Genomic DNA, 22,509 nt, shown 5'->3' on the forward strand with positions numbered 1-22,509 from the left:
TGTTTCAGGCTGAGGGCACATCATACGGGAAAGCGACGCTGTTCTGTAGTCGGTAACATAAGGAACTGAAGAAACGTCATCTGCCTGAATACCGTATACCGGACAATCAACCTGTCTGAATACGCCAGTCTTATTAAATCTGTGGACAATAGCGTTTTGTCTGCTAGAGTTCGCCATTTAACAGAACAGGCTTTTGTTGTCATGTCTGCATCATGCCATAGCAGAATGCAGAGATAAGACTACAGAAACCATCACAGGTTGCAGTCTGATCTCCGTTTCGGACTTATCAGGTAAAATAAATTAATGAGTACTCCCATCAATCAAGCCAGTGCTTATCGACTGTTACCCGAATGGGCCCCACAGAGTGGCGTTATGCTGACCTGGCCCCATGCTGACAGCGACTGGGCACCTTTTCTGGAACAGGTTGAGCCTGTTTTCTTTGAAATAGCAGAGGCCATTGCCCATAGAGAGAAGGTACTGATCAGCGTTGCCAGTGAAGAAAAACAACAACAGATTCAGCAACATTTTCAGGCATTGAATCTGGACACACAGTTATCTGTTATTGTTATTCCGACCAATGATACCTGGGCTCGGGATCATGGCCCGATTACCGTTCTCAAAGCCAATGAGGACGGTCATCAGAAACCTGTGCTACTGAATTTTACCTTTAATGGCTGGGGCAATAAATTTGACGCTGCTCTGGATACTCAGATCAATGAGCGGCTGGCGGAGAAAAATGCTTTTGCCTGCGAAATGGAAACCCTGGATATAGTACTGGAAGGCGGCAGTATAGAGGTTGACGGCTTTGGTACTCTGCTCACGACCAGCGAGTGTCTGCTGGCACCGACCCGCAACCCGGATCTCAGCAAGGAACAGCTTGAAACTCTGCTGGCAGAGAAATTTGGTCTGGAGCGTTTTCTATGGCTGGATCACGGCTACCTGGCAGGCGATGATACCGACAGCCATATTGATACTCTGGCTCGTCTGTGTGACCCTCATACTATTGCCTATGTTCAGTGCACGGATAGTAATGACGAGCACTTTACCGCACTACAGGCGATGGAAGCCCAGTTGAAAACCTTTACAGATTATCAGGGCAAGCCTTACAAACTGGTTCCCCTGCCAATGGCACCTGCTTGCTATAGTGAAGAAAGTGACCGCTTACCTTCTACTTATGCCAACTTTCTGATCATCAATGGTGCAGTGCTGCTGCCCATTTATGGCGATCAGGAAAAAGATGGGCTGGCCATCTCCCGGATGAAGATCGCTTTTCCCGAACATGACATTCTGGCCATTAATTGTCGTCCCATTGTAGAGCAATATGGCAGCCTGCATTGCCTGACGATGCAACTGCCAGAAGGAGTCTTAGCATGAGTTCATCTGAAAATGGTACAGGCCTGTTAAAAGTTGGCCTGGTACAACAGCAGGCATTTAATGATAAAGAACAAAGCCTGGCAATCAGCGAACAGGGCCTGAGAGATCTCGCCGCTCAGGGGTGTGAGCTGGCTTTACTGCAAGAGCTGCATGCGACTCAGTATTTCTGCCAGACAGAAGATACAGAATTATTTGACCTGGCCGAACCATTAGACGGCCCAACCAGTCAGAAACTGGCAGCGCTGGCTAAAGAACTACAGATGGTGATTGTCGGCTCAATTTTTGAAAAACGTGCGCCAGGCCTGTATCACAATACCGCAGTGGTGTTTGAAAAAGATGGCACGCTGGCAGGCTACTACCGCAAGATGCATATCCCGGATGACCCTGGTTTCTACGAGAAGTTTTACTTCACGCCTGGCGATGCCACCTTTAATGACGGCCGTCCTGGTTTTAGCCCTGTTGAAACCAGCGTAGGAAAACTGGGTGTACTGGTGTGCTGGGATCAGTGGTATCCGGAAGCAGCCCGCCTCATGGCAATGGCTGGTGCAGAAATACTGCTTTATCCAACGGCTATTGGCTGGGACCCTCGCGATGACACTGCGGAGCAAACCCGACAGCTGGATGCCTGGACCATTATTCAGCGCGCACATGCTGTGGCTAATGGCTTACCAGTCATGGTCGCTAACCGTGTTGGCCATGAAGCTGACCCAAGCGCTCAAAGTGAAGGCATTCAGTTCTGGGGAGGCAGCTTTATTGCCGGCCCACAGGGTGAGTTTCTACAGCACGCAGATGAAGAGTCCTGCTTGTTAGTGGCAACAATCGATAAACAACGCACGGAGGATACTCGCCGTATCTGGCCATACTTCCGTGATCGCCGGATTGATGCCTATGGAGATCTGGCTAAGCGACACCTGACCCCCTGATATCAACACGATGCTATTCGTATAGAACCGCATGCCGACGTTGCGGTTCTTGATAACCAGAAATATAAAGCACTTTCCATTGAACTGCCGCCCTGATAAAGGGCGGCTGTAATCGACATACCCCGCCCCCGAACCGGCCAGCATATGCAACAGTATAGCTTTATAGCTCAAATGTACCTTGCTGTACTTTAAAACCTGGCAAAGTCCCCTCCAGCTCCCAGTTCCCCTTTACCCGGATATCAGGTTGTCTGCCGGACTGAAGCAAAGATAATAAGGCTCTGGAAGCCTGATTCCAGGAGAGTTCAACCGGAATACCCACTCGGGTTTCAGAGCCAGCAGCAACTTGCAACGGCTCAGCAATACTGACATTGAATGCATCCATCTGTCCGACACTAACCAGAGCATTTAACCCGTTAAGACTGATCCCGAAACTATTCGGGTTCATAACAGGTAAGTGAACAAGAACTCTGAAGCCAGAAAGATTCATCTGTTCAATCTGAATTCCAGGTTCACCAACCACCGGCCATTGAGGTACAGGCAGCTGCTTTTCCAGTGACAGGGATTCTGTCCATTGCATGTTCAGTGGCCCCTGAACCTTAAGTAAAGAGTCTAATCGAAGATTAACATTCTGCTGTCCCTCTACGGATTTCAATAAAGGTTTCAGATCTGAAAACTTTATTGTAACCGGCACATTAATCTCACTGACCTGACCGGCTGGTAACCGGAGATTCGATAAAGTCCCCGACACCAGAGACTGGTTATTGACCAGAATCCGATAATCAGAAGGCAACATTGCCAGATTGATCTGCCCCGGATTACTTACCTTCAGCTCAGTCATCAGCGTCATCTCTTCAAAGCTAACAGACTGCAAACTCAGCGAGTAATCAACGATCTCCGGCTTTCTGAGAGCATTCTCAGCCTGTTCTTTCAGCTGGGTACACCCCGACAGCACAATCATCAGAAACAAAAAAACTATTCTCATCTCTACCTCAATTTTCAGTTCTGGCCGTTGGCTCTTTTTTCAAGACGCACCAGAAACTCCTGCATAATCAACATATATAACTCTTCTTTCAGCCAGTCATCTTCAATGCCGGAGTCAATATTCGGATTATCGTTCACTTCTATAATATAAGCCTTATCGCCTTTTTGTTTCAGGTCAACACCATACAAACCATTGCCAATCAAACGGCAGGCCTTCATCGCAGCATCCAGCACAGGTGCAGGCACCTCATACGCAGGAAGCGTTTCAGAACAGCCTGAAGCGGTCGCCTCTGAGCCATGCTGGTAGATCTGCCAGTGATCTTTAACCATATAGTAACGACAAGCAAAGATCGGCCGGTTGTTCAGGATACCTATTCGCCAGTCATAATCGGTGTACATGAACTCCTGAGCCAGAATCAAAGCTGACTTTTTCATCAGAGATGCCATTGAATCCACAAGCTCAGTACGATTATCCACCTTGACTACCCCTCTGGAAAAAGAACCGTCCGGGATCTTCAATACCATAGGGTAGCCCAGTTTCTGTTCCAGATCGTCCAGAGTTGCCGTTCTTTTATCTGATACAATCAATGTCGCCGGTGAAGGCACCTTATTTACTCGCAACAAATCAGCCAGAAACACCTTATTGGTGCATTTCAGAATCGATTCGGGATCATCAATTACGACCAGACCTTCTGTTTCAGCTTTACGCGCAAATCGGTAGGTATAGTGATCTATTGCCGTTGTTTCACGAATAAATAACGCATCAAACTCCGCCAGTCTGGAGTAATCTTTCCGGGTAATCAGTTCCGCTGAGATACCCAGCCGACGGGCAGCATCTACAAACAGGCTCAGGGCTTTCTGGTCGCTAGGAGGAAGAGACTCATCCGGGTTATGCAGAATAGCCAGATCAAACCGGGTCTGTTTTCGCCATTTTTTACTGCGCCATATTTTATGACTGAAGCGCTCAAGAGCCTGAGCAAATAACAGCTGGTCGTCTTCGCTCTGAATATCAGAAAGCCCCACACAGCGAATCCGGTTCAGCTGCCAGCTCTGTTTGTATGTCATAGAAACATCAAGCACCGGAGCCGGAAAGCGTTCAAAAATCTGACGAGCCAGAGCCTTAAACGCGCTGGAACCGGTTTCACCGAAATACACTCTGAACGTATATTCTCCAGTCTCTGATATAAGCTCCAGCCCTTTTTCAAGGGGAACAGAACGCTCAAGCTGCATCAGATACAGCGATTTTTTACCCAGATCATTGATCACCTGAACGGAAGGGATCACCTTGTGCCCACGCGCTTCTGCCAATAAAGAACAATAATATCCCCGACTCAGGTAACGATAGTTATGACATAAGTTAACTACGCGGGCACGCTGCCTGGTTTTAACCGGCAAGGCCATATAATCATCAAAGGTAATCAAATCCGGGCTGGAGTAATAAGGCTTCCAGTCTTTCAGATTCTCGACCACAATATAGAGCGAAGACATAGCGCATAATCCCTGAAACAGAAGGCTATGGATAATCCTGCTCCCCCACAGGGGCAGGTATACTTTACAAGAATGCGCGCAGTGTGCTCCTGAACCAGCCCCTCAGGCAAGTCTTTTTCATATCTGACTAAAAAAAACATTGCGTCCCATAAATAAGCAGACTTATTATCCACTCGCTGACCCCATGCTGGCCCAACGCCCATCAAGCGCCCCATCAGAAGGCCCCAGCGCCTATTAAACATTTGCGTTAATTACTATGTTTTTTTTGAGGCGTGACTATGCCTGTGCTAAAAACTCCGGTTGTACCGAACAACTTTGCTTTATCTTTTTCTTCAGCCCGCAAGGAGTTTCTATCTCTTGCTAATACCGCTCTGGATAACCTTCCCGGCCAGATCCTGCACTTTAATTATCCGGTATCAGGGCCATCAGGAGAAAGACTCAGTTCGGACTGGCTATGGCTGGGAGAAAATCGTGCTCCCTCAGTTCTGGTAATGATTTCAGGTACCCATGGAATTGAAGGTTTTGCCGGATCAGGGCTACAACGGCAGATATTACCAGACCTGGTTCAACTGCTACTGCAGCAAGGTAAACTGGCTGTTCTGCTAATCCATTCTCTTAACCCCTGGGGTTATGCCTGGCACAGAAGGACGGATCATCACAATATTGATCTGAACCGAAACTTTGTTGACTTTCGGACACCTGTTCCGGACAACACAGGGTATAGACTGATTGAGGCCGATTTATTATCAGACAGAGAAGTACGGCAGGCAAAACTCCATCAATGGGAAAAAGAGCTAGGCAGAAGAGATTATGAGCAAGCTATCTCTTCGGGTCAGTACTCTTCGCCTGATGGCTTGTTCTATGGTGGAATCAGACCCTCCTGGGGTAATAACACCCTGGTCAGCGGTCTGTCAACGCTTTCACTGGCTCACGCAAAGCGCATCGTTGTACTGGATATTCACAGTGGACTCGGCCCATATGGTTATGGCGAATTAATCAGTGACCATCCTTTGCATAGTGCTGGTGATAAGTTGTCACATCGCTGGTTTGGTTATCAGGTAAGTCATTCTGCACGGGGTAATTCGTTTTCAGTACCCAAAACCGGCCTGATCGACTTTTTCTTTCATGAAGTAATCGGAAACCGGGGCTGTTTCCTGACTTACGAAATGGGTTCATTTGGTAATGATGCTCTGTTTGACCTGCTCTGTCAGGATCAGTATGAGTGGAACAAGATAGATATGTACAGCGATGAAGAAAAGAGAAAGCAGCTCATGCTCGAGCATTTCTGCCCCTCAGATCCTCATTGGCAATACAGTGTAAGTAGTCGCTTCCGCCAGCTTGTAGGTATATCTGTCGATGCACTACTGGGGAGTCACTGAAGATGAATTACCGGGAAGCCTCAAAGGCTGATATCAGCGCACTAATCAGACTGGAAGAACTATGCTTTGCAGAAGACAGGCTATCCAGACGAAGCTTCAGTCACTTTATCGGAGCTCCAACAGCCAGAGTTGAAGTTGTAGAAGAAGAGGGGCAACTAAAAGGTTATAGTATTGTGTTACTCAGGCGAGGAACCTGCCTGTCCCGACTGTACTCTCTGGCACTGGCACCTGAAGCCAGAGGCCAGGGCTGTGCCAGGCAACTGATCAGTAACGCAGAACGCTATGCTATTGAGCACGGCTGTGTCTTTCTGAGGTTGGAAGTACGCACTGATAATCAGCCTGCACTGGAACTGTATAGACGGCTCGGCTTCAGAACATTCAGCACAATACGAAACTATTATGCAGATGGTTGTGATGCGCTGAGAATGGAGAAACACCTGATCAGAGCCATCAGACCAACCCCGGTGAATTTGCCTTACTATAAGCAACAAACCGACTTTACCTGTGGTCCCAGCGCATTAATGATTGCAATGAAAAGCCTGGACCCGGGCTTTGACATGACTCTGAGTGAAGAACTGCGGATATGGCGTGAAGCAACAACTATTTTCATGCAATCAGGGCATGGAGGATGCTCGCCCTACGGGCTGGCTATCAGTGCCTGGAAAAGAGGGTTCAGAGTACTTATCCATGCCAGCACAGTGGACACTCCTTTTATCGACACTGTCAGGGATCGACATAAAAAAGAGATTATGCATAGTGTGCATCAGGACTTCATGGAACAAATTGATCGGACAGATATCACTGTGCTTCAGGAAAATCTGACACCGGACATGCTAAAGCAACACCTGAACAATGGTATGGTTGCAATCAGTCTGGTCAGTACCTGGCAGCTGAACCGACAAAAAGTACCGCATTGGGTCGCAGTTACGCAGGCAGATGAACACTATGTCTATGTAAGTGATCCTGAGCCAGACGAAGAAAAAATGCATACTGTCACAGATAACATTGCAGTTCCCCTGAAGATGGAGAATTTCAGCCAAATGGCCAGTTTTGGCAAACAACGTCAGCGATTTACTCTGTTAATTGGCTTATGATCTGAGCATTGCCCCATCAGACACCAGCAAGAACAGCCACAACAATATTGTGGCTGTCCGGTATAATCAGAAGTGGCTGACATCCAGTACAGGCTCTTTCATTCCATCAGGGTCATCGCTGTCATTCCAGTCCAGATTTCCTGTATCCAGATTCATCATAACTTCTGCAAGAGTATACATTGCTCCCTCCGACTTAATTTCAGGGCTATCTGTTAAGTCTAGAAGAGTTACATAGTGTTACAGAGAAAAGAGCCTGAGAATATTTCAGAACGACCCGGCTGCCCCTGAAAAAAAGGCATAACCCGATACAAAGTTACCACGCATGACCTTACCAGGTTCTGAACATATGCTGTGCAAACTCTATGATGTTACTGCCAAAAAATATAATCAGCAGGAAAAATAACAGAATCTGTACGATAAACCCCAGATTAAACATGAGTGCTTTCCTCCGTCAGAAACAGGAGAGTATTTTCTGAAGTATAGCCAGTATATGCAGGGGAGTATTGCAAGTCAGAGAGAAGGCCCAGAGCTGGCGAACAGCTCTGGAGCCAGTGAAGCCCTATCAGAAGATACGGTTCAGACCATTCAGCGCAGCGACACGATACGCTTCAGCCATTGTCGGATAATTGAAAGTATTATTCAGGAAGTAACGAATCGTATTGTTCTCACCGGGCTGATTCATAATAGCCTGACCAATGTGAACAATCTCTGACGATTGGTCACCAAAGCAGTGAATCCCCAGCAGCTCCAGTGTTTCGCGATGGAACAGAATCTTCAGCATACCCTGCGTCTCAGCTGTAATCTGAGCACGAGCAGTATCCTTAAAGAAAGCCTGTCCTACTTCATAGGGCACTTTGGCTTCTGTCAGCTCTCTTTCAGTCTTACCAACAGAGCTGATTTCCGGAATGGTATAAATACCGGTAGGCACCTCATTAACGAAACGGAACTCATCATCTTCCAGAATATCCGCTGCCGCTGAGCGCCCCTGGTCGTATGCCGCACTGGCCAGGCTTGGCCAGCCAATCACATCACCCACAGCATAGATGTGGCCGATGGCCGTACGATAATGCTGATCCACCTCCAGTTGCCCACGGCTATTGGGTTCCAGTCCAACCAGTTCAAGACCGATATCATCGGTATTACCAGTACGGCCATTACACCACAGGAAGGCATCTGCACGCAGTTTTTTACCTGATCTAAGAGATAGGGTAACGCCCTGCTCATCTGCTTCAACCTTCTCATAATCTTCATTATGACGAATCAGCACACCGTTGTTGCGCAGATGATAACTCAGAGCATCAGAGATCTCATCATCCAGGAACGATAGCAAACGATCCCGATTATCGATCAGATCAACTTTTACTCCCAGACCGCTGAAGATAGAAGCATACTCACAACCGATAACACCTGCTCCATAAACAATCAGGCGACGAGGCGTATGGCCCAGAGTCAGAACTGAGTCGCTGTTATAGATACGGGGATGACGGAAGTTAATATCTGCAGGCAGATATGGTCGTGACCCTGTAGCGATAACTATTTTCTGAGCTCTCAGCTCTTCAGTACCATTATGAGGGTCACGTACCATCACAGTGTGCGAGTCAATAAAGCGCGCTTTGCCGAAGTACACATCTGCCCGGTTACGAGCATAAAAATTGGTTCTCAGCTGAACCTGACGCTCAATAACCCGCTGGGAACGTTCAAGTACTTTTGGAAAGGAGAACCAGCGAGGCTCACCGATATCACGGAACATGCGGTTCGTATTGAACTGAATGATCTGCTTCACTGCGTGACGCAGTGCTTTTGAAGGAATAGTTCCTTTATGAGTACAGTTTCCCCCAACGGAACTCTGCATTTCGACCACAGCGACACGTTTACCGTGCTTGGCTGCATTCATTGCAGCACCTTCACCTGCGGGCCCCGTACCTATCACCACTACATCGTAATTATAAACCGCCATCGTCGCTGAATAACTCCCTAAGTGTCGTGCCAGACCTGACTGTGCCTGTGTCTTCTAATGTGGACTCTTTGGTCACAGCCAGCAATTATGCTTTCGCCGGGTAAAGCCACTTCTCAGCAATTCGGCAATCCCAGCTGAAAAGTAATGACTCGGCATATCACAGCCTGCCAACGGTATGTTGCTTATATGTGATTGTTATATCTAAAGTTACTATTGCGTGTCTTATTCTGTACTTATTTTTTCTCGCGATCATTCTGCGTTGCATCATAAGCCAGATCCATATTCATCTCTGACTTATTCTGAGCCGCTTTCTTTTCCTGCTCGGTTTCACAGACATCTTTATTACCACCGCATATATCGCAGTCACCCACCATACCAATGGCACTCATACCTCCGCATGAACCAGCAATAGGTTTACGTCCGAAAAGAACGCCAACGGCCATACCTGTCATTAATAACGCCACGACAATCAAAGCTAAGATCATTGTAGTCATATTTGCTGCCTCTTTGTTTCTATCTAAAATTCCGACTATTGCATCTGCACCAGATCAGAAAAGACCTGCGTCTGATCAACCCGGAACTCATTATCAGATTTGACCAGCATATAAACAGCAAGTTTATTTTTCCTGGCATATGCCATGCCTTTCTCTGGCCCCATCACCATCAGAGTGGTTGCCAGAGCATCGGCCAATGCGCAGTCTTCATGCAAAACGGTGACTGAAGCCAGTTTATGGGTAACTGGCCGTCCTGTTTCCGGGTCAATAGTATGAGAAAAACGCTGACCATCTTCCTCAAAATAGTTCCGATAACTACCCGAAGTCGCTACAGATATATCTGTAATACCAATCACGCTCTGTACAACCTGTCCATCGGACACAGGTTTTTCAATCGCAATACGCCAGCGACTATTGCCTGGCTTCAGGCCATTAACACGTATCTCACCACCAACTTCAACCAGAAACGCAGTATATCCCTGCTGCATCAGATAGTCGGCGACTTTATCAACCCCATAACCTTTTGCTATAGCCGACAGATCCAGATAGATATCTTTAGATTTATTCAGCTGGTATCGGCCATCTCCGAGTATTCTGCTGGAAACCGCCTGATATCCTACTCGTTCAAAAGCTTCAGACAGAGCCTTCTCATCAGGCTGTCGATCTGGTCGCAGGTCTGGGCCAAATCCCCAGAGATTGACCAGAGGCCCCACGGTAGGATCAAAAGCACCATCACTGTCAGAAGACAATTCCAGTGCTTTCTGTACCACCAGCCCGGTATCAGCAGATACAATCAATGCTTCACCAGCAAGTAGTTTATTAAAACGGGAAAGTTCAGAGTCCGGCTTATAGGTCGACATCTTGCGATCCACATCCACCAGTACCTGATGCATACCCTCAGCCAGAGCAGCAATCTTTTCTTTTTCCGGCTTCATAACCACAGTGACATTATAGGTTGTCCCCATGATGTGACCGGAAAATTTCTGGGGTTCAGGAGAAGATTCACACCCCGTTAACAGAAGGGCCATAATAAGAAAGGCCAGTCCCATAAGAACCGGCCCTTCCTGAAAACCCGGACGCTTAAAGCCAGATTTAATCGTTCGGGTCAGAATGTCGAGCACAGGAGCCATCCCCATAAAGGGGATGGTCCGTGCAGCAAATAGTTTGCTGCTCATCGCTTAACCACCGAAGTCATCAAGCAGGATGTTTTCACGCTCTACACCCAGATTCAGCAGCATCTGAATAACCGCTGCGTTCATCATAGGTGGTCCACACATGTAGTACTCACAATCTTCAGGCGCATCATGGTCCTTCAGATAGTTTTCGTACAGTACATTATGAATGAAGCCCGTGTAACCATCCCAGTTATCCTCAGGCAGAGGATCAGACAGGGCCAGGTGCCACTTGAAGTTTTCATTCTCTTCCTGCAGTTGATCAAACTCTTCTACATAGAAGGCTTCACGCATAGAACGTGCACCATACCAGAAGGAGATCTTACGCTTAGAATTCAGACGCTTCAGCTGATCGAAAATGTGGGAACGCATAGGCGCCATACCCGCACCACCACCGACAAAGACCATCTCGTTATCGGTATCACGGGCGAAGAACTCACCAAATGGACCCGATACAGTGATCTTATCGCCTGGCTTCAGGCTGAATACGTAAGAAGACATCTGTCCTGGTGGCAGATCATCGCGACCCGGAGGTGGTGAAGCGATACGGATATTGAACTTAACAATACCCTTCTCTTCCGGGTAGTTCGCCATGGAGTATGCACGGATGATGGTCTCATCAACCTTGGATACGTACTTCCAGATATCGAACTTATCCCAATCCGGGTGATACTCTTCACCGATGTCGAAATCTTTATAGTGTACTTCGTGTGGCGGTACTTCCAGCTGAACGTAACCACCGGCACGGAAGTCAACGTTTTCACCTTCAGGCAGACGTAGGGTCAGCTCTTTAATGAAGGTCGCTACGTTGTCGTTAGACTCAACCGTACACTCCCACTTCTTCACGCCGAAGACGTCGGCTTCAACTTCTACTTCCATGTCCTGTTTAACAGGAACCTGGCAAGACAGACGCCAGCCTTCTTTCTTCTCACCCATAGTGAAGTGAGACTCTTCCGTCGGCAGGATAGAGCCACCACCTTCAGAAACAATACATTTACACTGAGCGCAAGAACCACCACCACCACACGCGGATGACAGGAAGATATTGTTTGCGGCCAGAGTCTGAAGCAGCTTACCACCCGCAGGGGTGGTGATTTTCTGCTCACCGTTAATGGTTACAGTGACATCGCCACTATTAACCAGCTTGCTGCGTGCAGCCAGAATCACCAGTACCAGAGATACTACTACGATGGTGAACATAACCACGCCCAGCACAATAAGTTGTGAATCAACCATGTTCTGAACCTTTTTGTTCTGAGTTTCCGTTAACTGTGATTACAGCTGTACACCTGAGAAGGACATAAAGCCCAGAGACATCAGGCCTACCGTTACAAACGTGATACCCAGACCTTCCAGGCCTTTTGGCACGTCACTGTACTTCAGCTTTTCACGGATACCTGCCAGCGCAACAATCGCCAGCGCCCAACCGATACCAGCACCCGCACCGTATACTACAGACTCTGCGAAGTTGTAGTCACGCTCTGCCATAAACAGAGACGCACCCAGAATCGCACAGTTCACAGTAATCAGCGGCAGGAATACACCCAGCGCGTTGTAAAGTGCAGGTACAAACTTATCGAGGAACATCTCCAGGATCTGAACCATCGCGGCAATTACGCCGATATAACTCAGATAACCTAGAAAGCTCAGATCGATCGATTCAGCACCTTCCATACCGGTCCAGACCAATGCGCCTTCACGCAGTAGGTTGTTATAGATCAGGTTATTTACCGGCACGGTAATCACCAATACAACAACAACCGCAATACCCAGACCTAAGGCCGCTTCAATTTTTTTCGAAACTGCCAGGAAGGTACACATACCCAGGAAGAAAGCCAGGGCCATGTTTTCAACAAATACCGCCTTAACCAGAAGGCTTAAGTAGTATTCAAACATTATACGGCCTCCTTAGCCTGAGTATTTGGACAGATCTTGAACTCTGCCTCTTCATTCTGCGCAGGCTGATAAGTACGGATCAGCCAGATAAAGCCCGCAATGATGAAGAATGCAGATGGAGGCAGCAGCATCATACCGTTTGGTAAATACCAGCCACCATCATTCACTTTTTCCAGCAACTGGATGCCGAACAGGCTACCAGAACCAAACAACTCACGAATGAAGCCAACAAACAGCAGAACTACCGTATAGCCCAGACCGTTACCGATACCATCGATGAAGCTCATAGCTGGGCCATTTTTCATGGCATAAGCTTCAGCACGCCCCATTACGATACAGTTGGTAATAATCAGCCCCACGAATACCGACAGCTGCTTACTGGTTTCGTAAGCGTAAGCTTTCAGTAGCTGGTCAACAACGATTACCAGAGACGCAATAATGGTCATCTGTACGATAATACGAATGCTGTTAGGGATATGAGCACGGATCATAGAGATAAACATGCTCGAGAACGCTGTAACTAAAGATACAGCCACACCCATCACTACAGCCGTGCCCAGGTTACTGGTTACCGCCAAAGCGGAACAGATACCCAGAATCTGCAGTGCAATAGGGTTATTAGCGAAAATAGGGCTCGTTAGAATACCCTTTGGAGTATCAGCCATCTTTATACTCCTTCCTTACGAATTTTGCTCAGGTAAGGACCAAAGCCCTCACTACCTACCCAGTACTGAACCAGGTTGCTTACACCACGGCTGGTAAGAGTTGCACCGGACAGACCGTCAACTTTGTACTCAGCACCAGAAGCTGCCGGGTCAACCGCACCTTTAATCACATGAAGCTCTGGGTTCATGCTACCTTCAGCAAATACCTTCTTGCCAGGCCACAGTGCTTTCCACTTAGGGTTATCTACTTCACCACCCAGACCCGGAGTTTCCGCGTGCTGGTAGAAGCCTAAACCAATCACAGTGTTAGCATCAGCCTCAAGTGCCAGAAAGCCGTGCAAAGTGGACCACAGACCATAACCACGTACAGGCAGGATGATACGCTCCAGTTTACCGGCATTTTCTACCAGATAGACTGTAGCAAATTGCTCACGACGCTTGATACCTGCTATATCCTCACTGTTAGACAGTGCTTTAGACATCGCAGGATCTTTAGCGGCTTTCAGTTGATCGTAGCTTTCAGCGTTAACTGCATCAGTGTACTCACCGGTGTTCAGGTCGATGACACGAGCCTGAATCTGGGAAAAGAGCTCGTCAACATCTTTACCCGGCTCCAGCAGACCTGCTGCCGCAAGGATATTGGTCTTACGGTCAAGGTCTTTGTTAGCAGCCTGCTGAGACTTCAGTGCAACTGCTGCTCCCGAGACAATCACGGAACAGACAATACACAGCAGCAGCGCTACCGTTAGCGTCTTTTTGATAGAATCATTGCTACTAGACATTGCGCATCATTCTCCGTTTGATGTTAGCCTGAACCACAAAGTGGTCAATAAACGGTGCAAACAGGTTAGCAAACAGAATAGCCAGCATAATACCTTCAGGGAATGCAGGGTTGATCACACGAATCATCACTGTCATTACACCAATCAGGATACCAAACCAGATTTTACCGGTGTTGGTCATAGAAGCTGAGACCGGATCTGTTGCCATAAAGAACATACCGAATGCGACACCACCCAGAGTCAGGTGCCAGTACCACGGCATCGCAAACATAGGATTAGTATCAGAACCGATAACGTTCAGCAGAGTACTCATGGCAAACAGACCAATCAGTACACCAGCAACAATGCGCCATGCAGCAATACGGGTCGCCAGCAGAACACCACCACCAATCATGATGGCCAGAGTCGACGTTTCACCCATAGAACCCGGCATTACACCCAGGAAGGAATCCCACCAGGTCAGCGTTTCAGCCAGGCTTTCCATACCACCAGCAGCGGCAACACCCAGTGCAGTTGCACCCGTGTAACCGTCTACAGCAGTCCATACTGCATCACCCGAGATTTGCGCAGGGTATGCAAAGTACAGGAAGGCACGACCTGCCAGAGCAGGGTTAAGGAAGTTCTTACCGGTACCACCAAAGATCTCTTTAGCAACCACAACACCAAAGCTGATGCCCAGTGCGACCTGCCACAGAGGAATGGTTGGCGGCAGAGTCAGTGCGAACAGAATCGAAGTTACGAAGAACCCTTCGTTAACTTCATGTCCGCGCTTCATCGCGAACAGTACTTCCCAGAAACCACCAACAGCGAAAGTTACGGCATAAACCGGCAGGAAATACATAGCGCCGTGGATCATATTATCCCACAGACTAGCAGGGTCATAACCTGCCAGCACACTGATAAACGCGTGACGCCAGCCTTCTACATCCGCCGCATTGATACCCGTTTCAGCCATCCCCATATTTGCGTGGTAACCCACATTCCACATACCAAAGAACATGGCAGGGAAAGTACACATCCACACAGTAATCATCATACGCTTCAGATCCGCACCATCACGCACGTGAGCCGTGGTTTTGGTAGTCGAATCTGGCGCATAAAAAATGGTGTCCACAGCTTCATAAAGAGCGTACCAGTTTTCGTACTTACCGCCCTTGTGGAAGTGTGGTTCCATATTGTCAAGAATCTGACGCAGGCCCATTAGTAACCCTCCTTCACGATATTGGTCAGGTTGTTACGCAGGATAGGACCATACTCGTATTTGCCCGTGCAAACGTAGGTACACAGAGCCAGATCCTCTTCTTCCAGTTCAAGACAACCCAGTTGCATTGCACTTTCGATATCTCCTACCACCAGCGCACGCAGCAGCTGAGTTGGTAGGATATCCAGAGGCATAACACGCTCATATGTGCCTACAGGTACCATGGCACGCTCAGAGCCATTGGTATTTGTCGAAGGCGCATAGTTCGTCAGACCGAATAGTTTGGATACATAGATATTCAGCATCGAGTGCTTATCTTTACCCGGCGACATCCAGCCCATGAACTCCCGGTGATTGCCTTCTTTCAGCACACTCACCTGAGTCTGGTAGCGTCCCAGGAAGGAAAATGCACCTTCAGCAGTACGACCACCAAAAACAGAGCCTGAAATCAGACGCACGGAAGCGCGATCACTCACTTCAGAAGCACACAGGTCTTCCAGACTGGCACCCTGACGGGTTTTCAGCAGACGAGGATTTTTCGCTTCCGGGCCTGCTACTGCCACCACACGATCAGTATTCAGTTCACCAGTCAGGAACAGCTGCCCTATCGCAACTACATCCTGATAACCGACGGTCCAGACTGTTTTAGAAATGCTTACAGGGTCCAGATAGTGGATATGAGTGCCTGCCAGACCAGCCGGATGAGGGCCGTCAAACTCTTCCACCACTACAGAACCACCTGCCTGAACCGGGATAGAAGCACCTGCGGCTTTACATACAAACACTTTACCGTCTGTCAGATTAGACAGTACGTTCAGGCCTGCCTGAAAATCACTTTCCTGTCCTTGCAGAACCACTGCGGGGTCAGCCGCAAGCGGATTAGTATCCATTGCGGTTACAAAAACAGAGTTCGGAGTTGATCCTGGTGCAGGAACACGGCTGAAAGGACGTGTACGCAATGCGGTCCAGAGACCTGATTCAATCAGATTTTCCTGAACCTTGTTGCGATCCAGTCCGGCCAGTTGTCCCTGGTCGTACTTAGCAAACTGAACTTTTTCTTCCTGCTCAGCTACTTTAATCACAACAGATTGCAAAACACGACGCTCACCACGGTTAACAGCGATCACTTCGCCTGCCGCAGGGGCTGTGTACTTCACACCCGGGGTCTTTTTGTCACTGAAGAGCTCTTGACCCAGTTTAACCTGGTCACCGACGCGCACTGCCATTGTAGGCTTCATACCTACATAGTCAGGGCCAACCACGGCAACCGAGCGCACAGGCGTAGCATTGTCAATGCTTTGCGCTGGCGCTCCGGCTAAAGGAAGATCAAGGCCACGTTTGATTTTAATCATACGTCTCGCCCAATCACTTAGTTATTATTTGAAAACAAAGGTTTTTTTGAAGCGTTTGCACAAAATACAAAGCTTCGGAATTCTGTGTGTCACAGTCTTTTAGTAACTGTTTCAGCCAGTACGGGCCTGCCCACCCGGACCGCTCCCCAAAATCGCACATATTATAAAGACCTGATTACGGCATTGCCACTGACTACCGCGACATTTTGCCGCACTTTAGCAGCAGTTAATTGCAGCTTAGCGAAAGCGTGGAAAAAAGTGGTGCTATCTTCTGAGAAAATCTGCCATATCTCAAAAAAATGACATTTTCTAGTAATGAAATTTTTTTTATAAAAAAAGCCCATGCAGATAACTACATGGGCTTTACGAAACATTCCGATGATCAGATTATCACCGGATGCTCAGATCAGCGTGCCGGAAAATGCTGAAACTGAACATTTGAGATCTGTTGCAGGATACGAACAACCTGACAGCTGTAACCAAACTCGTTGTCGTACCATACGTACAGAACCGCTTGCTTACCGCTAACGATAGTCGCTTCACCATCGACGATACCCGCATGGCGGTTACCCACAAAGTCAGAAGAAACCACTTCAGGGGAACGTACGTAATCAATCTGTTTCTGCAGGCCAGAGTGCAGAGATGCATCACGCAGGTAATCGTTGATCTCTTCCACTGAAGTTTCTTTTTCCAGTGTCAGATTCAGGATCGCCATGGAAACGTTTGGCGTAGGAACACGAATCGCGTTACCCGTCAGCTTACCTTTCAGAGAAGGTAATGCTTTAGCCGCCGCAGACGCTGCACCAGTCTCAGTGATCACCATGTTCAGCGGCGCTGCACGACCACGACGCTTCGCTTTGTGGAAATTGTCGATCAGGTTCTGGTCGTTAGTGAAAGCATGTACGGTTTCAACGTGGCCGTGCGCTACACCAAACTTGTCTTCAACCGCTTTCAGTACCGGAACGATAGCGTTAGTCGTACAGGATGCTGCTGACAGGATCTTGTCGTCATCGCTGATGATATCACTATTGATACCGTGAACGATGTTTTTCAGATCGCCTTTACCCGGTGCTGTCAGCAGAACGCGGGATGCACCATTACACGCCAGATGCTGACCCAGACCCTCTTCATCACGCCACATGCCCGTGTTATCAACAACAATCGCGTCGTTGATACCGTAAGTAGTGTAGTCTACTTCAGCAGGAGAGTTTGCGTAGATCATCTGAACGTAGTTGCCGTTGATGATCAGTGCTTTTGCATCTTCATCAACAGCGATCGTGCCCTGGAAAGAACCGTGTACAGAGTCACGACGCAGCAGACTGGCACGCTTTTGCAGATCACCTTCTTTACCACCACGTACAACGATAGCACGCAGACGCAGCTTGTTACCGCCACCCGCTTTTTCTACCAGGATACGCGCCAGCAGACGACCGATACGGCCGAAACCATACAGTACAACATCTTTATAACCGGCATCAGCACCATCCTGGTGCTGGTCAACAGCACTTTCCAGCTCTTTACGCAGGAAAGTCTCCAGATCACCACCTTCGTTCTTGAACTTAACAGCCAGCTTACCGATATCAACGTGAGCCGGCCCCAGGTTCAGACGAGCCATGGTTTCCAGAATAGGGTGAGTATCGCGTACAGACAGCTCAGTGCCTTCTACCTGACGTACAAAACGGTGATCCTTCATAATACGGATCACAGACTGGTTCACCATGGCGCGGCCATACAGTGAAGTCACAACATTGTTTTTACGATACAGCTGACCAATCAGCGGAATCATAGCCTCAGCCAGAGCTTCACGCTCTTGCCAATCCTGGAAACAGTTATCAAGTACTTCTTGACTCACGGGCGGCCTCACTAAAAGTCTAAAAAATCTCAACCGAAAATGCGCGCGTATTATGAAAGCAGTTGCCCCAAGAGGCAAATTTTAAGCGACATTTTGCTGCCAAAGTCTATTTATAGACGTAAATTTTCAACGTCAGAAGGATAATCAGGTACCTGAGCATTAAAAAAATTCAATTTAAATCATTTCTGATAACTCTTTTTAATGATCTGTCATCGTTTATCACACGTTAAAAGCTGAATGGCTTAAAAAGACATTAGCGATACCAGTGATACACTCAGTTCTTTACATTCCGGCAGCTCGCCTTAGACTTACGCCACAGAGTACTATTTATTTGTACAGTCTTCAGGATATTCCCTGTGCCGGTGTTCTGAAGCTCAACATCACATTCGATTTCAATCAATAGCAATGGACAGGCATCATGCAATTGCAGCTTTCCAGTCGTTCCATTCCGGCTAAAGCCGGAGATACCCGCCATTGGGGCAACCTCTCCGGCAGCGCAAATGCGCTGGTTATCAGCCAGCTGGCCCGGACACATTCCTCCCTGGTCTGCGTCATCACATCATCCCAGAATGAATCAGAACAGTTGGCAGAATTGCTGGAGTATTTTTTGCCGGCTGACTACCCGGTATTGCGCATGCCTGACTGGGAAACCCTGCCTTATGATGCGTTCTCCCCCCACCAGGATATTATATCGGAACGCCTGAAGGTACTGTTTCAATTGCCTCTGCTGAATAAAGGCGTACTGGTTGCTCCGGTATCTACTCTGATGCAACGTTTGCCACCGCAGAGTTATATCAGCGCTTCCACCTTTCTGCTGAAAGCCGGACAGAAGTTTGATGCTCAGGCCATGAGCCGCCAGCTGGAACAGGCCGGTTACCATTGCGTAGACAATGTCTATAGTCATGGAGAATATACTGTACGTGGCTCCCTGATGGATCTGTTTCCAATGGGAAGCGATCAGCCTATTCGTATTGATTTGTTCGATGATGAAATCGATACACTGCGAACCTTTGATCCGGAAACCCAGCGCTCCAGAGAGAAAACAGATAGCATACGTATTCTGCCAGCGCAGGAATATCCATTGGATAAATCAGGCATTCAGCAGTTTCGTCTGAATTTCCAGGACAACTTTGACATCGATTTTCGCCAGTGTCCTTTATATGAAGATGTCACTAAAGGCATCCCTTCGCCCGGACTGGAATATTACCTGCCTCTGTTTTTTGAACAGACCGCCGATCTGTTTTCCTACTTTCCGGATAACACCTTGCTGGTCAATACTGCTCACCCTGAAGAGCCGGCTCAGAATTTTTTCCAGGAAGCAGAACGACGCTATGAAGACCGGCGCTATGATATCCAGCGACCAATTCTGTCCCCTGCAGATATATTTCTGCCCGTTGAAGAACTCTTTTCACGCCTGAAGCGCTTTGCACGTATCCAGACCCATACCGATTCGCTGGATGAAAGTAAAGCAGGCTACATAAATCTGCCATTCACCCCTCCAGAAGAACTGCCCATTGATGCCCGGCAAAGTCAGCCTCTGGCCAGGGTGGAACAACATATTAATAATAGCCCGGACCGGATTCTGTTCTGCGCAGAATCTGCCGGTCGCAGGGAAGCCTTGCTGGAACTTCTGGCCCGCATCGGTATCAGGCCTGTTCAGGTTGATAGCTGGCAGGCTTTCTGTGAATCTGACGAAAAAATCTGTATTGGTGTCGCCCCTCTGTTATCGGGAGTCCATTGCACAAAGCCTGCAATTGAACTAATCAGTGAAAGTCAGCTGTTTGGCCAGCGAGTATTCCAGAGCCGTCGCCAGCAAAAAGCAACCGATGTTGGTGAATACACCATTCGCAGTCTTACGGAGTTGAAGGAAGGAGCTCCCGTTGTACATATTGACCACGGTGTCGGACGCTATCTGGGGCTTCAGGTTCTTGAAATCGACCAGCAAAAAGCAGAATTTCTGACCCTGGAATATGCTGATGGAGCAAAACTCTATGTACCGGTTGCTTCACTGCATCTGATTTCCCGCTATTCAGGTGGAACCGATGATAATGCTCCATTACATAAACTGGGCACAGAACAGTGGGAAAAAGCCAAACGCAAGACAGCCGAAAAGATCAGAGATACTGCAGCAGAACTGCTGGATATCTACGCACGTCGAGCCGCCAGAAAAGGTTTCAGTCATGATATGCCGGAACAGTCCTATGAAGCTTTTGCTGCCGGATTTCCCTTTGAAGAAACCCCGGATCAGGCGGCCGCTATTGCTGCCGTAATTAAAGACATGACATCAGGGCAACCGATGGACCGGGTCATTTGTGGTGATGTTGGTTTTGGTAAAACGGAAGTGGCCATGCGCGCTACCTTTGTTGCCGTTCAGAGTAGTAAACAGGTTGCCATTCTGGTGCCGACCACTTTGCTGGCTCAACAGCACTTTGAAAACTTCCGTGATCGCTTTGCAGACTGGCCGGTGCAGGTTGAAGTGCTGTCTCGTTTTAAATCAGCCAAAGAACAAAAAATCGTTCTGGAAAAACTGGAAAAGGGTCAGGTCGATATTATTATCGGTACCCATAAACTGCTTCAGAAAGATATGAACTTCGACAATCTGGGTCTTCTGATCATTGATGAAGAACACAGGTTTGGCGTCCAGCAAAAAGAGAAACTGAAATCTTTACGCTCTGAAGTCGACATTCTGACAATGACAGCCACACCCATTCCGCGTACTCTGAATATGGCCATGTCCGGTATTCGGGATTTGTCGATTATTGCCACACCTCCGGCTAAACGATTATCCGTTAAAACGTTTGTCCGGCCGTTTGATAAAGCCACGATAAAAGAAGCGGTGCTGAGAGAAATCCTGCGTGGCGGACAGCTTTATTTCCTGCATAATGACCTGAAAACTATTGAAAATGCGGCAGAGGATCTGCGTGTTCTGGTGCCAGAAGCCCGTGTTGGAGTCGCTCACGGTCAGATGCCGGAACGCCAGCTGGAACAGCTGATGTCAGACTTTTATCATAAACGTTTCAATGTACTGGTATGCTCTACCATCATTGAAACAGGCATCGATATTCCCAGCGCTAATACCATCATTATTGAACGTGCCGATAAATTTGGCCTGGCACAGCTGCATCAGTTAAGAGGGCGTGTCGGACGTTCTCATCATCAGGCTTATGCATACCTGATGACCCCGGAAGGGAAAAAGCTGACATCGGATGCACAGAAGCGCCTGGATGCTATTTCTCAGGCAGAAGATCTGGGATCGGGCTTTACTCTGGCTACTCACGACATGGAAATTCGTGGAGCCGGTGAATTACTGGGCGAAGGTCAGAGCGGCCAGATGGAGCAGGTCGGCTACAGTCTGTATATGGAAATGCTGGAAAAAGCCGTACAGGCCATCAAACAGGGGAAAACGCCTGATCTGGATAAACCTCTGCACACCGGTAGTGAAGTCAACCTGCGTATCCCGGCTCTGATTCCCGATGACTATCTGCCCGATGTGCATAGCCGCCTGATTATGTACAAACGAATTGCTAATGCCAGAGATGATAGCGAACTGAAAGAGCTGCAAGTCGAAATGATTGATCGCTTCGGCTTACTGCCTGATGCGCTGAAAAACCTGTTCAATCAGACAAAGCTCAAACTTAAAGCAGAATATCTGGGCATTACCCGGATAGATTGCGGGCCTGAAAGTGGCATGTTTGAGTTTGCTGCAGAAACACAGGTTGAACCCCTGGCCATTGTAAAAATGGTACAATCAGCTCCACAGCGCTTTAAACTGGAAGGCGCCAGCAAGCTGAAGTTTACCGATCTGATGAAACAACCTGAAAGCCGTTTCCGGATCGTGGAAGACCTGATTAAGAAGCTGACACCTCAGTCAGCATAACCCGAATGGAAATAAACTCAGG

General features: G+C 48.1%; 17 protein-coding genes. 5 read left to right on the plus strand and 12 right to left on the minus strand.

Annotated features, from left to right (window positions below; translation table 11 throughout):
- Nucleotides 1-303 precede the first annotated feature (303 nt).
- Together H4O21_RS12855 and H4O21_RS12860 are read left to right on the plus strand one after the other, a co-directional pair.
- A complete protein-coding gene (locus H4O21_RS12855; protein WP_182809271.1) occupies nt 304-1,374 on the plus strand; it encodes an agmatine deiminase family protein in 1,071 nt (356 codons plus the stop codon).
- Entirely contained in the window at nt 1,371-2,297 is a 927-nt protein-coding gene (locus tag H4O21_RS12860) for a carbon-nitrogen hydrolase (RefSeq protein WP_182809272.1), read from the plus strand. Before H4O21_RS12855 ends, H4O21_RS12860 begins: the two co-directional genes overlap by 4 nt.
- A gap of 160 nt (nt 2,298-2,457) precedes the next feature.
- On the opposite strand, the gene H4O21_RS12865 is transcribed toward H4O21_RS12860, so the two are convergent.
- Both H4O21_RS12865 and H4O21_RS12870 read right to left on the minus strand, forming a co-directional pair.
- Entirely contained in the window at nt 2,458-3,279 is an 822-nt protein-coding gene (locus H4O21_RS12865) for an LEA/WHy family protein (RefSeq protein ID WP_182809273.1), read from the minus strand.
- 14 nt (nt 3,280-3,293) lie between these two features.
- The gene (locus H4O21_RS12870) at nt 3,294-4,766 is read right to left on the minus strand and encodes a RimK family ATP-grasp domain-containing protein (protein WP_182809274.1); all 1,473 of its coding nucleotides are present in this window, start codon (nt 4,764-4,766) and stop codon (nt 3,294-3,296) included.
- 278 nt (nt 4,767-5,044) lie between these two features.
- On the opposite strand from H4O21_RS12870, the gene H4O21_RS12875 reads away from it, so the two are divergent.
- Together H4O21_RS12875 and H4O21_RS12880 are read left to right on the plus strand one after the other, a co-directional pair.
- Entirely contained in the window at nt 5,045-6,145 is a 1,101-nt protein-coding gene (locus H4O21_RS12875) for a DUF2817 domain-containing protein (protein ID WP_182809275.1), read from the plus strand.
- Between the two features lie 2 nt (nt 6,146-6,147).
- Nucleotides 6,148-7,239, plus strand: coding sequence for a GNAT family N-acetyltransferase/peptidase C39 family protein (locus tag H4O21_RS12880; RefSeq protein WP_182809276.1), 1,092 nt, complete (start codon nt 6,148-6,150; stop codon nt 7,237-7,239).
- A gap of 562 nt (nt 7,240-7,801) precedes the next feature.
- Here the strand turns inward: H4O21_RS12880 and sthA are convergent.
- The 10 genes from sthA to H4O21_RS12930 all read right to left on the minus strand — a co-directional run bounded on the left by sthA (nt 7,802) and on the right by H4O21_RS12930 (nt 18,610).
- Nucleotides 7,802-9,196, minus strand: coding sequence for a Si-specific NAD(P)(+) transhydrogenase (gene sthA / locus H4O21_RS12885; protein WP_182809277.1), 1,395 nt, complete (start codon nt 9,194-9,196; stop codon nt 7,802-7,804).
- 233 nt (nt 9,197-9,429) lie between these two features.
- Nucleotides 9,430-9,690 (minus strand): (Na+)-NQR maturation NqrM, encoded by a 261-nt coding sequence (gene nqrM / locus H4O21_RS12890; RefSeq protein WP_182809278.1) that lies wholly within the window; start codon nt 9,688-9,690, stop codon nt 9,430-9,432.
- Nucleotides 9,691-9,725: 35 nt separating this feature from the next.
- Nucleotides 9,726-10,865, minus strand: coding sequence for an FAD:protein FMN transferase (locus H4O21_RS12895; RefSeq protein WP_255487294.1), 1,140 nt, complete (start codon nt 10,863-10,865; stop codon nt 9,726-9,728).
- Nucleotides 10,866-10,868: 3 nt separating this feature from the next.
- Nucleotides 10,869-12,098, minus strand: a complete 1,230-nt coding sequence (gene nqrF / locus H4O21_RS12900) for an NADH:ubiquinone reductase (Na(+)-transporting) subunit F (RefSeq protein WP_182809279.1) — start codon at nt 12,096-12,098, stop codon at nt 10,869-10,871.
- A gap of 39 nt (nt 12,099-12,137) precedes the next feature.
- A complete protein-coding gene (gene nqrE / locus H4O21_RS12905) occupies nt 12,138-12,758 on the minus strand; it encodes an NADH:ubiquinone reductase (Na(+)-transporting) subunit E (protein WP_028300361.1) in 621 nt (206 codons plus the stop codon).
- Nucleotides 12,758-13,423: an NADH:ubiquinone reductase (Na(+)-transporting) subunit D gene (locus H4O21_RS12910; RefSeq protein ID WP_182809280.1), complete on the minus strand. Its 666-nt coding sequence runs from the start codon at nt 13,421-13,423 to the stop codon at nt 12,758-12,760. The genes nqrE and H4O21_RS12910 overlap by 1 nt, the downstream gene beginning before the upstream one ends.
- A 2-nt stretch (nt 13,424-13,425) precedes the next feature.
- Complete coding sequence (locus tag H4O21_RS12915) at nt 13,426-14,205, minus strand: Na(+)-translocating NADH-quinone reductase subunit C (protein WP_182809281.1); 780 nt, start codon at nt 14,203-14,205, stop codon at nt 13,426-13,428.
- Complete coding sequence (locus H4O21_RS12920) at nt 14,198-15,406, minus strand: NADH:ubiquinone reductase (Na(+)-transporting) subunit B (RefSeq protein ID WP_182809282.1); 1,209 nt, start codon at nt 15,404-15,406, stop codon at nt 14,198-14,200. Before H4O21_RS12920 ends, H4O21_RS12915 begins: the two co-directional genes overlap by 8 nt.
- Nucleotides 15,406-16,758: a Na(+)-translocating NADH-quinone reductase subunit A gene (locus H4O21_RS12925; RefSeq protein ID WP_182809283.1), complete on the minus strand. Its 1,353-nt coding sequence runs from the start codon at nt 16,756-16,758 to the stop codon at nt 15,406-15,408. Before H4O21_RS12925 ends, H4O21_RS12920 begins: the two co-directional genes overlap by 1 nt.
- Before the next feature lie 406 nt (nt 16,759-17,164).
- Nucleotides 17,165-18,610, minus strand: a complete 1,446-nt coding sequence (locus tag H4O21_RS12930; protein ID WP_182809284.1) for a glyceraldehyde-3-phosphate dehydrogenase — start codon at nt 18,608-18,610, stop codon at nt 17,165-17,167.
- Between the two features lie 418 nt (nt 18,611-19,028).
- On the opposite strand from H4O21_RS12930, the gene mfd reads away from it, so the two are divergent.
- A complete protein-coding gene (gene mfd / locus H4O21_RS12935) occupies nt 19,029-22,487 on the plus strand; it encodes a transcription-repair coupling factor (RefSeq protein WP_182809285.1) in 3,459 nt (1,152 codons plus the stop codon).
- Nucleotides 22,488-22,509: the final 22 nt, after the last annotated feature.

Source organism: Oceanospirillum sediminis, from assembly GCF_014164585.1.
GTDB lineage: Bacteria > Pseudomonadota > Gammaproteobacteria > Pseudomonadales > Halomonadaceae > Oceanospirillum > Oceanospirillum sediminis.

Bases quoted from the DNA above. Each gene is read 5' to 3' on its own strand.
- H4O21_RS12855 (WP_182809271.1), top strand. From the start codon at position 304: ATGAGTACTCCCATCAATCAAGCCAGTGCTTATCGACTGTTACCCGAA.
- H4O21_RS12860 (WP_182809272.1), top strand. From the start codon at position 1,371: ATGAGTTCATCTGAAAATGGTACAGGCCTGTTAAAAGTTGGCCTGGTA.
- H4O21_RS12865 (WP_182809273.1), bottom strand. From the start codon at position 3,279: ATGAGAATAGTTTTTTTGTTTCTGATGATTGTGCTGTCGGGGTGTACC.
- H4O21_RS12870 (WP_182809274.1), bottom strand. From the start codon at position 4,766: ATGTCTTCGCTCTATATTGTGGTCGAGAATCTGAAAGACTGGAAGCCT.
- H4O21_RS12875 (WP_182809275.1), top strand. From the start codon at position 5,045: ATGCCTGTGCTAAAAACTCCGGTTGTACCGAACAACTTTGCTTTATCT.
- H4O21_RS12880 (WP_182809276.1), top strand. From the start codon at position 6,148: ATGAATTACCGGGAAGCCTCAAAGGCTGATATCAGCGCACTAATCAGA.
- sthA (WP_182809277.1), bottom strand. From the start codon at position 9,196: ATGGCGGTTTATAATTACGATGTAGTGGTGATAGGTACGGGGCCCGCA.
- nqrM (WP_182809278.1), bottom strand. From the start codon at position 9,690: ATGACTACAATGATCTTAGCTTTGATTGTCGTGGCGTTATTAATGACA.
- H4O21_RS12895 (WP_255487294.1), bottom strand. From the start codon at position 10,865: ATGAGCAGCAAACTATTTGCTGCACGGACCATCCCCTTTATGGGGATG.
- nqrF (WP_182809279.1), bottom strand. From the start codon at position 12,098: ATGGTTGATTCACAACTTATTGTGCTGGGCGTGGTTATGTTCACCATC.
- nqrE (WP_028300361.1), bottom strand. From the start codon at position 12,758: ATGTTTGAATACTACTTAAGCCTTCTGGTTAAGGCGGTATTTGTTGAA.
- H4O21_RS12910 (WP_182809280.1), bottom strand. From the start codon at position 13,423: ATGGCTGATACTCCAAAGGGTATTCTAACGAGCCCTATTTTCGCTAAT.
- H4O21_RS12915 (WP_182809281.1), bottom strand. From the start codon at position 14,205: ATGTCTAGTAGCAATGATTCTATCAAAAAGACGCTAACGGTAGCGCTG.
- H4O21_RS12920 (WP_182809282.1), bottom strand. From the start codon at position 15,406: ATGGGCCTGCGTCAGATTCTTGACAATATGGAACCACACTTCCACAAG.
- H4O21_RS12925 (WP_182809283.1), bottom strand. From the start codon at position 16,758: ATGATTAAAATCAAACGTGGCCTTGATCTTCCTTTAGCCGGAGCGCCA.
- mfd (WP_182809285.1), top strand. From the start codon at position 19,029: ATGCAATTGCAGCTTTCCAGTCGTTCCATTCCGGCTAAAGCCGGAGAT.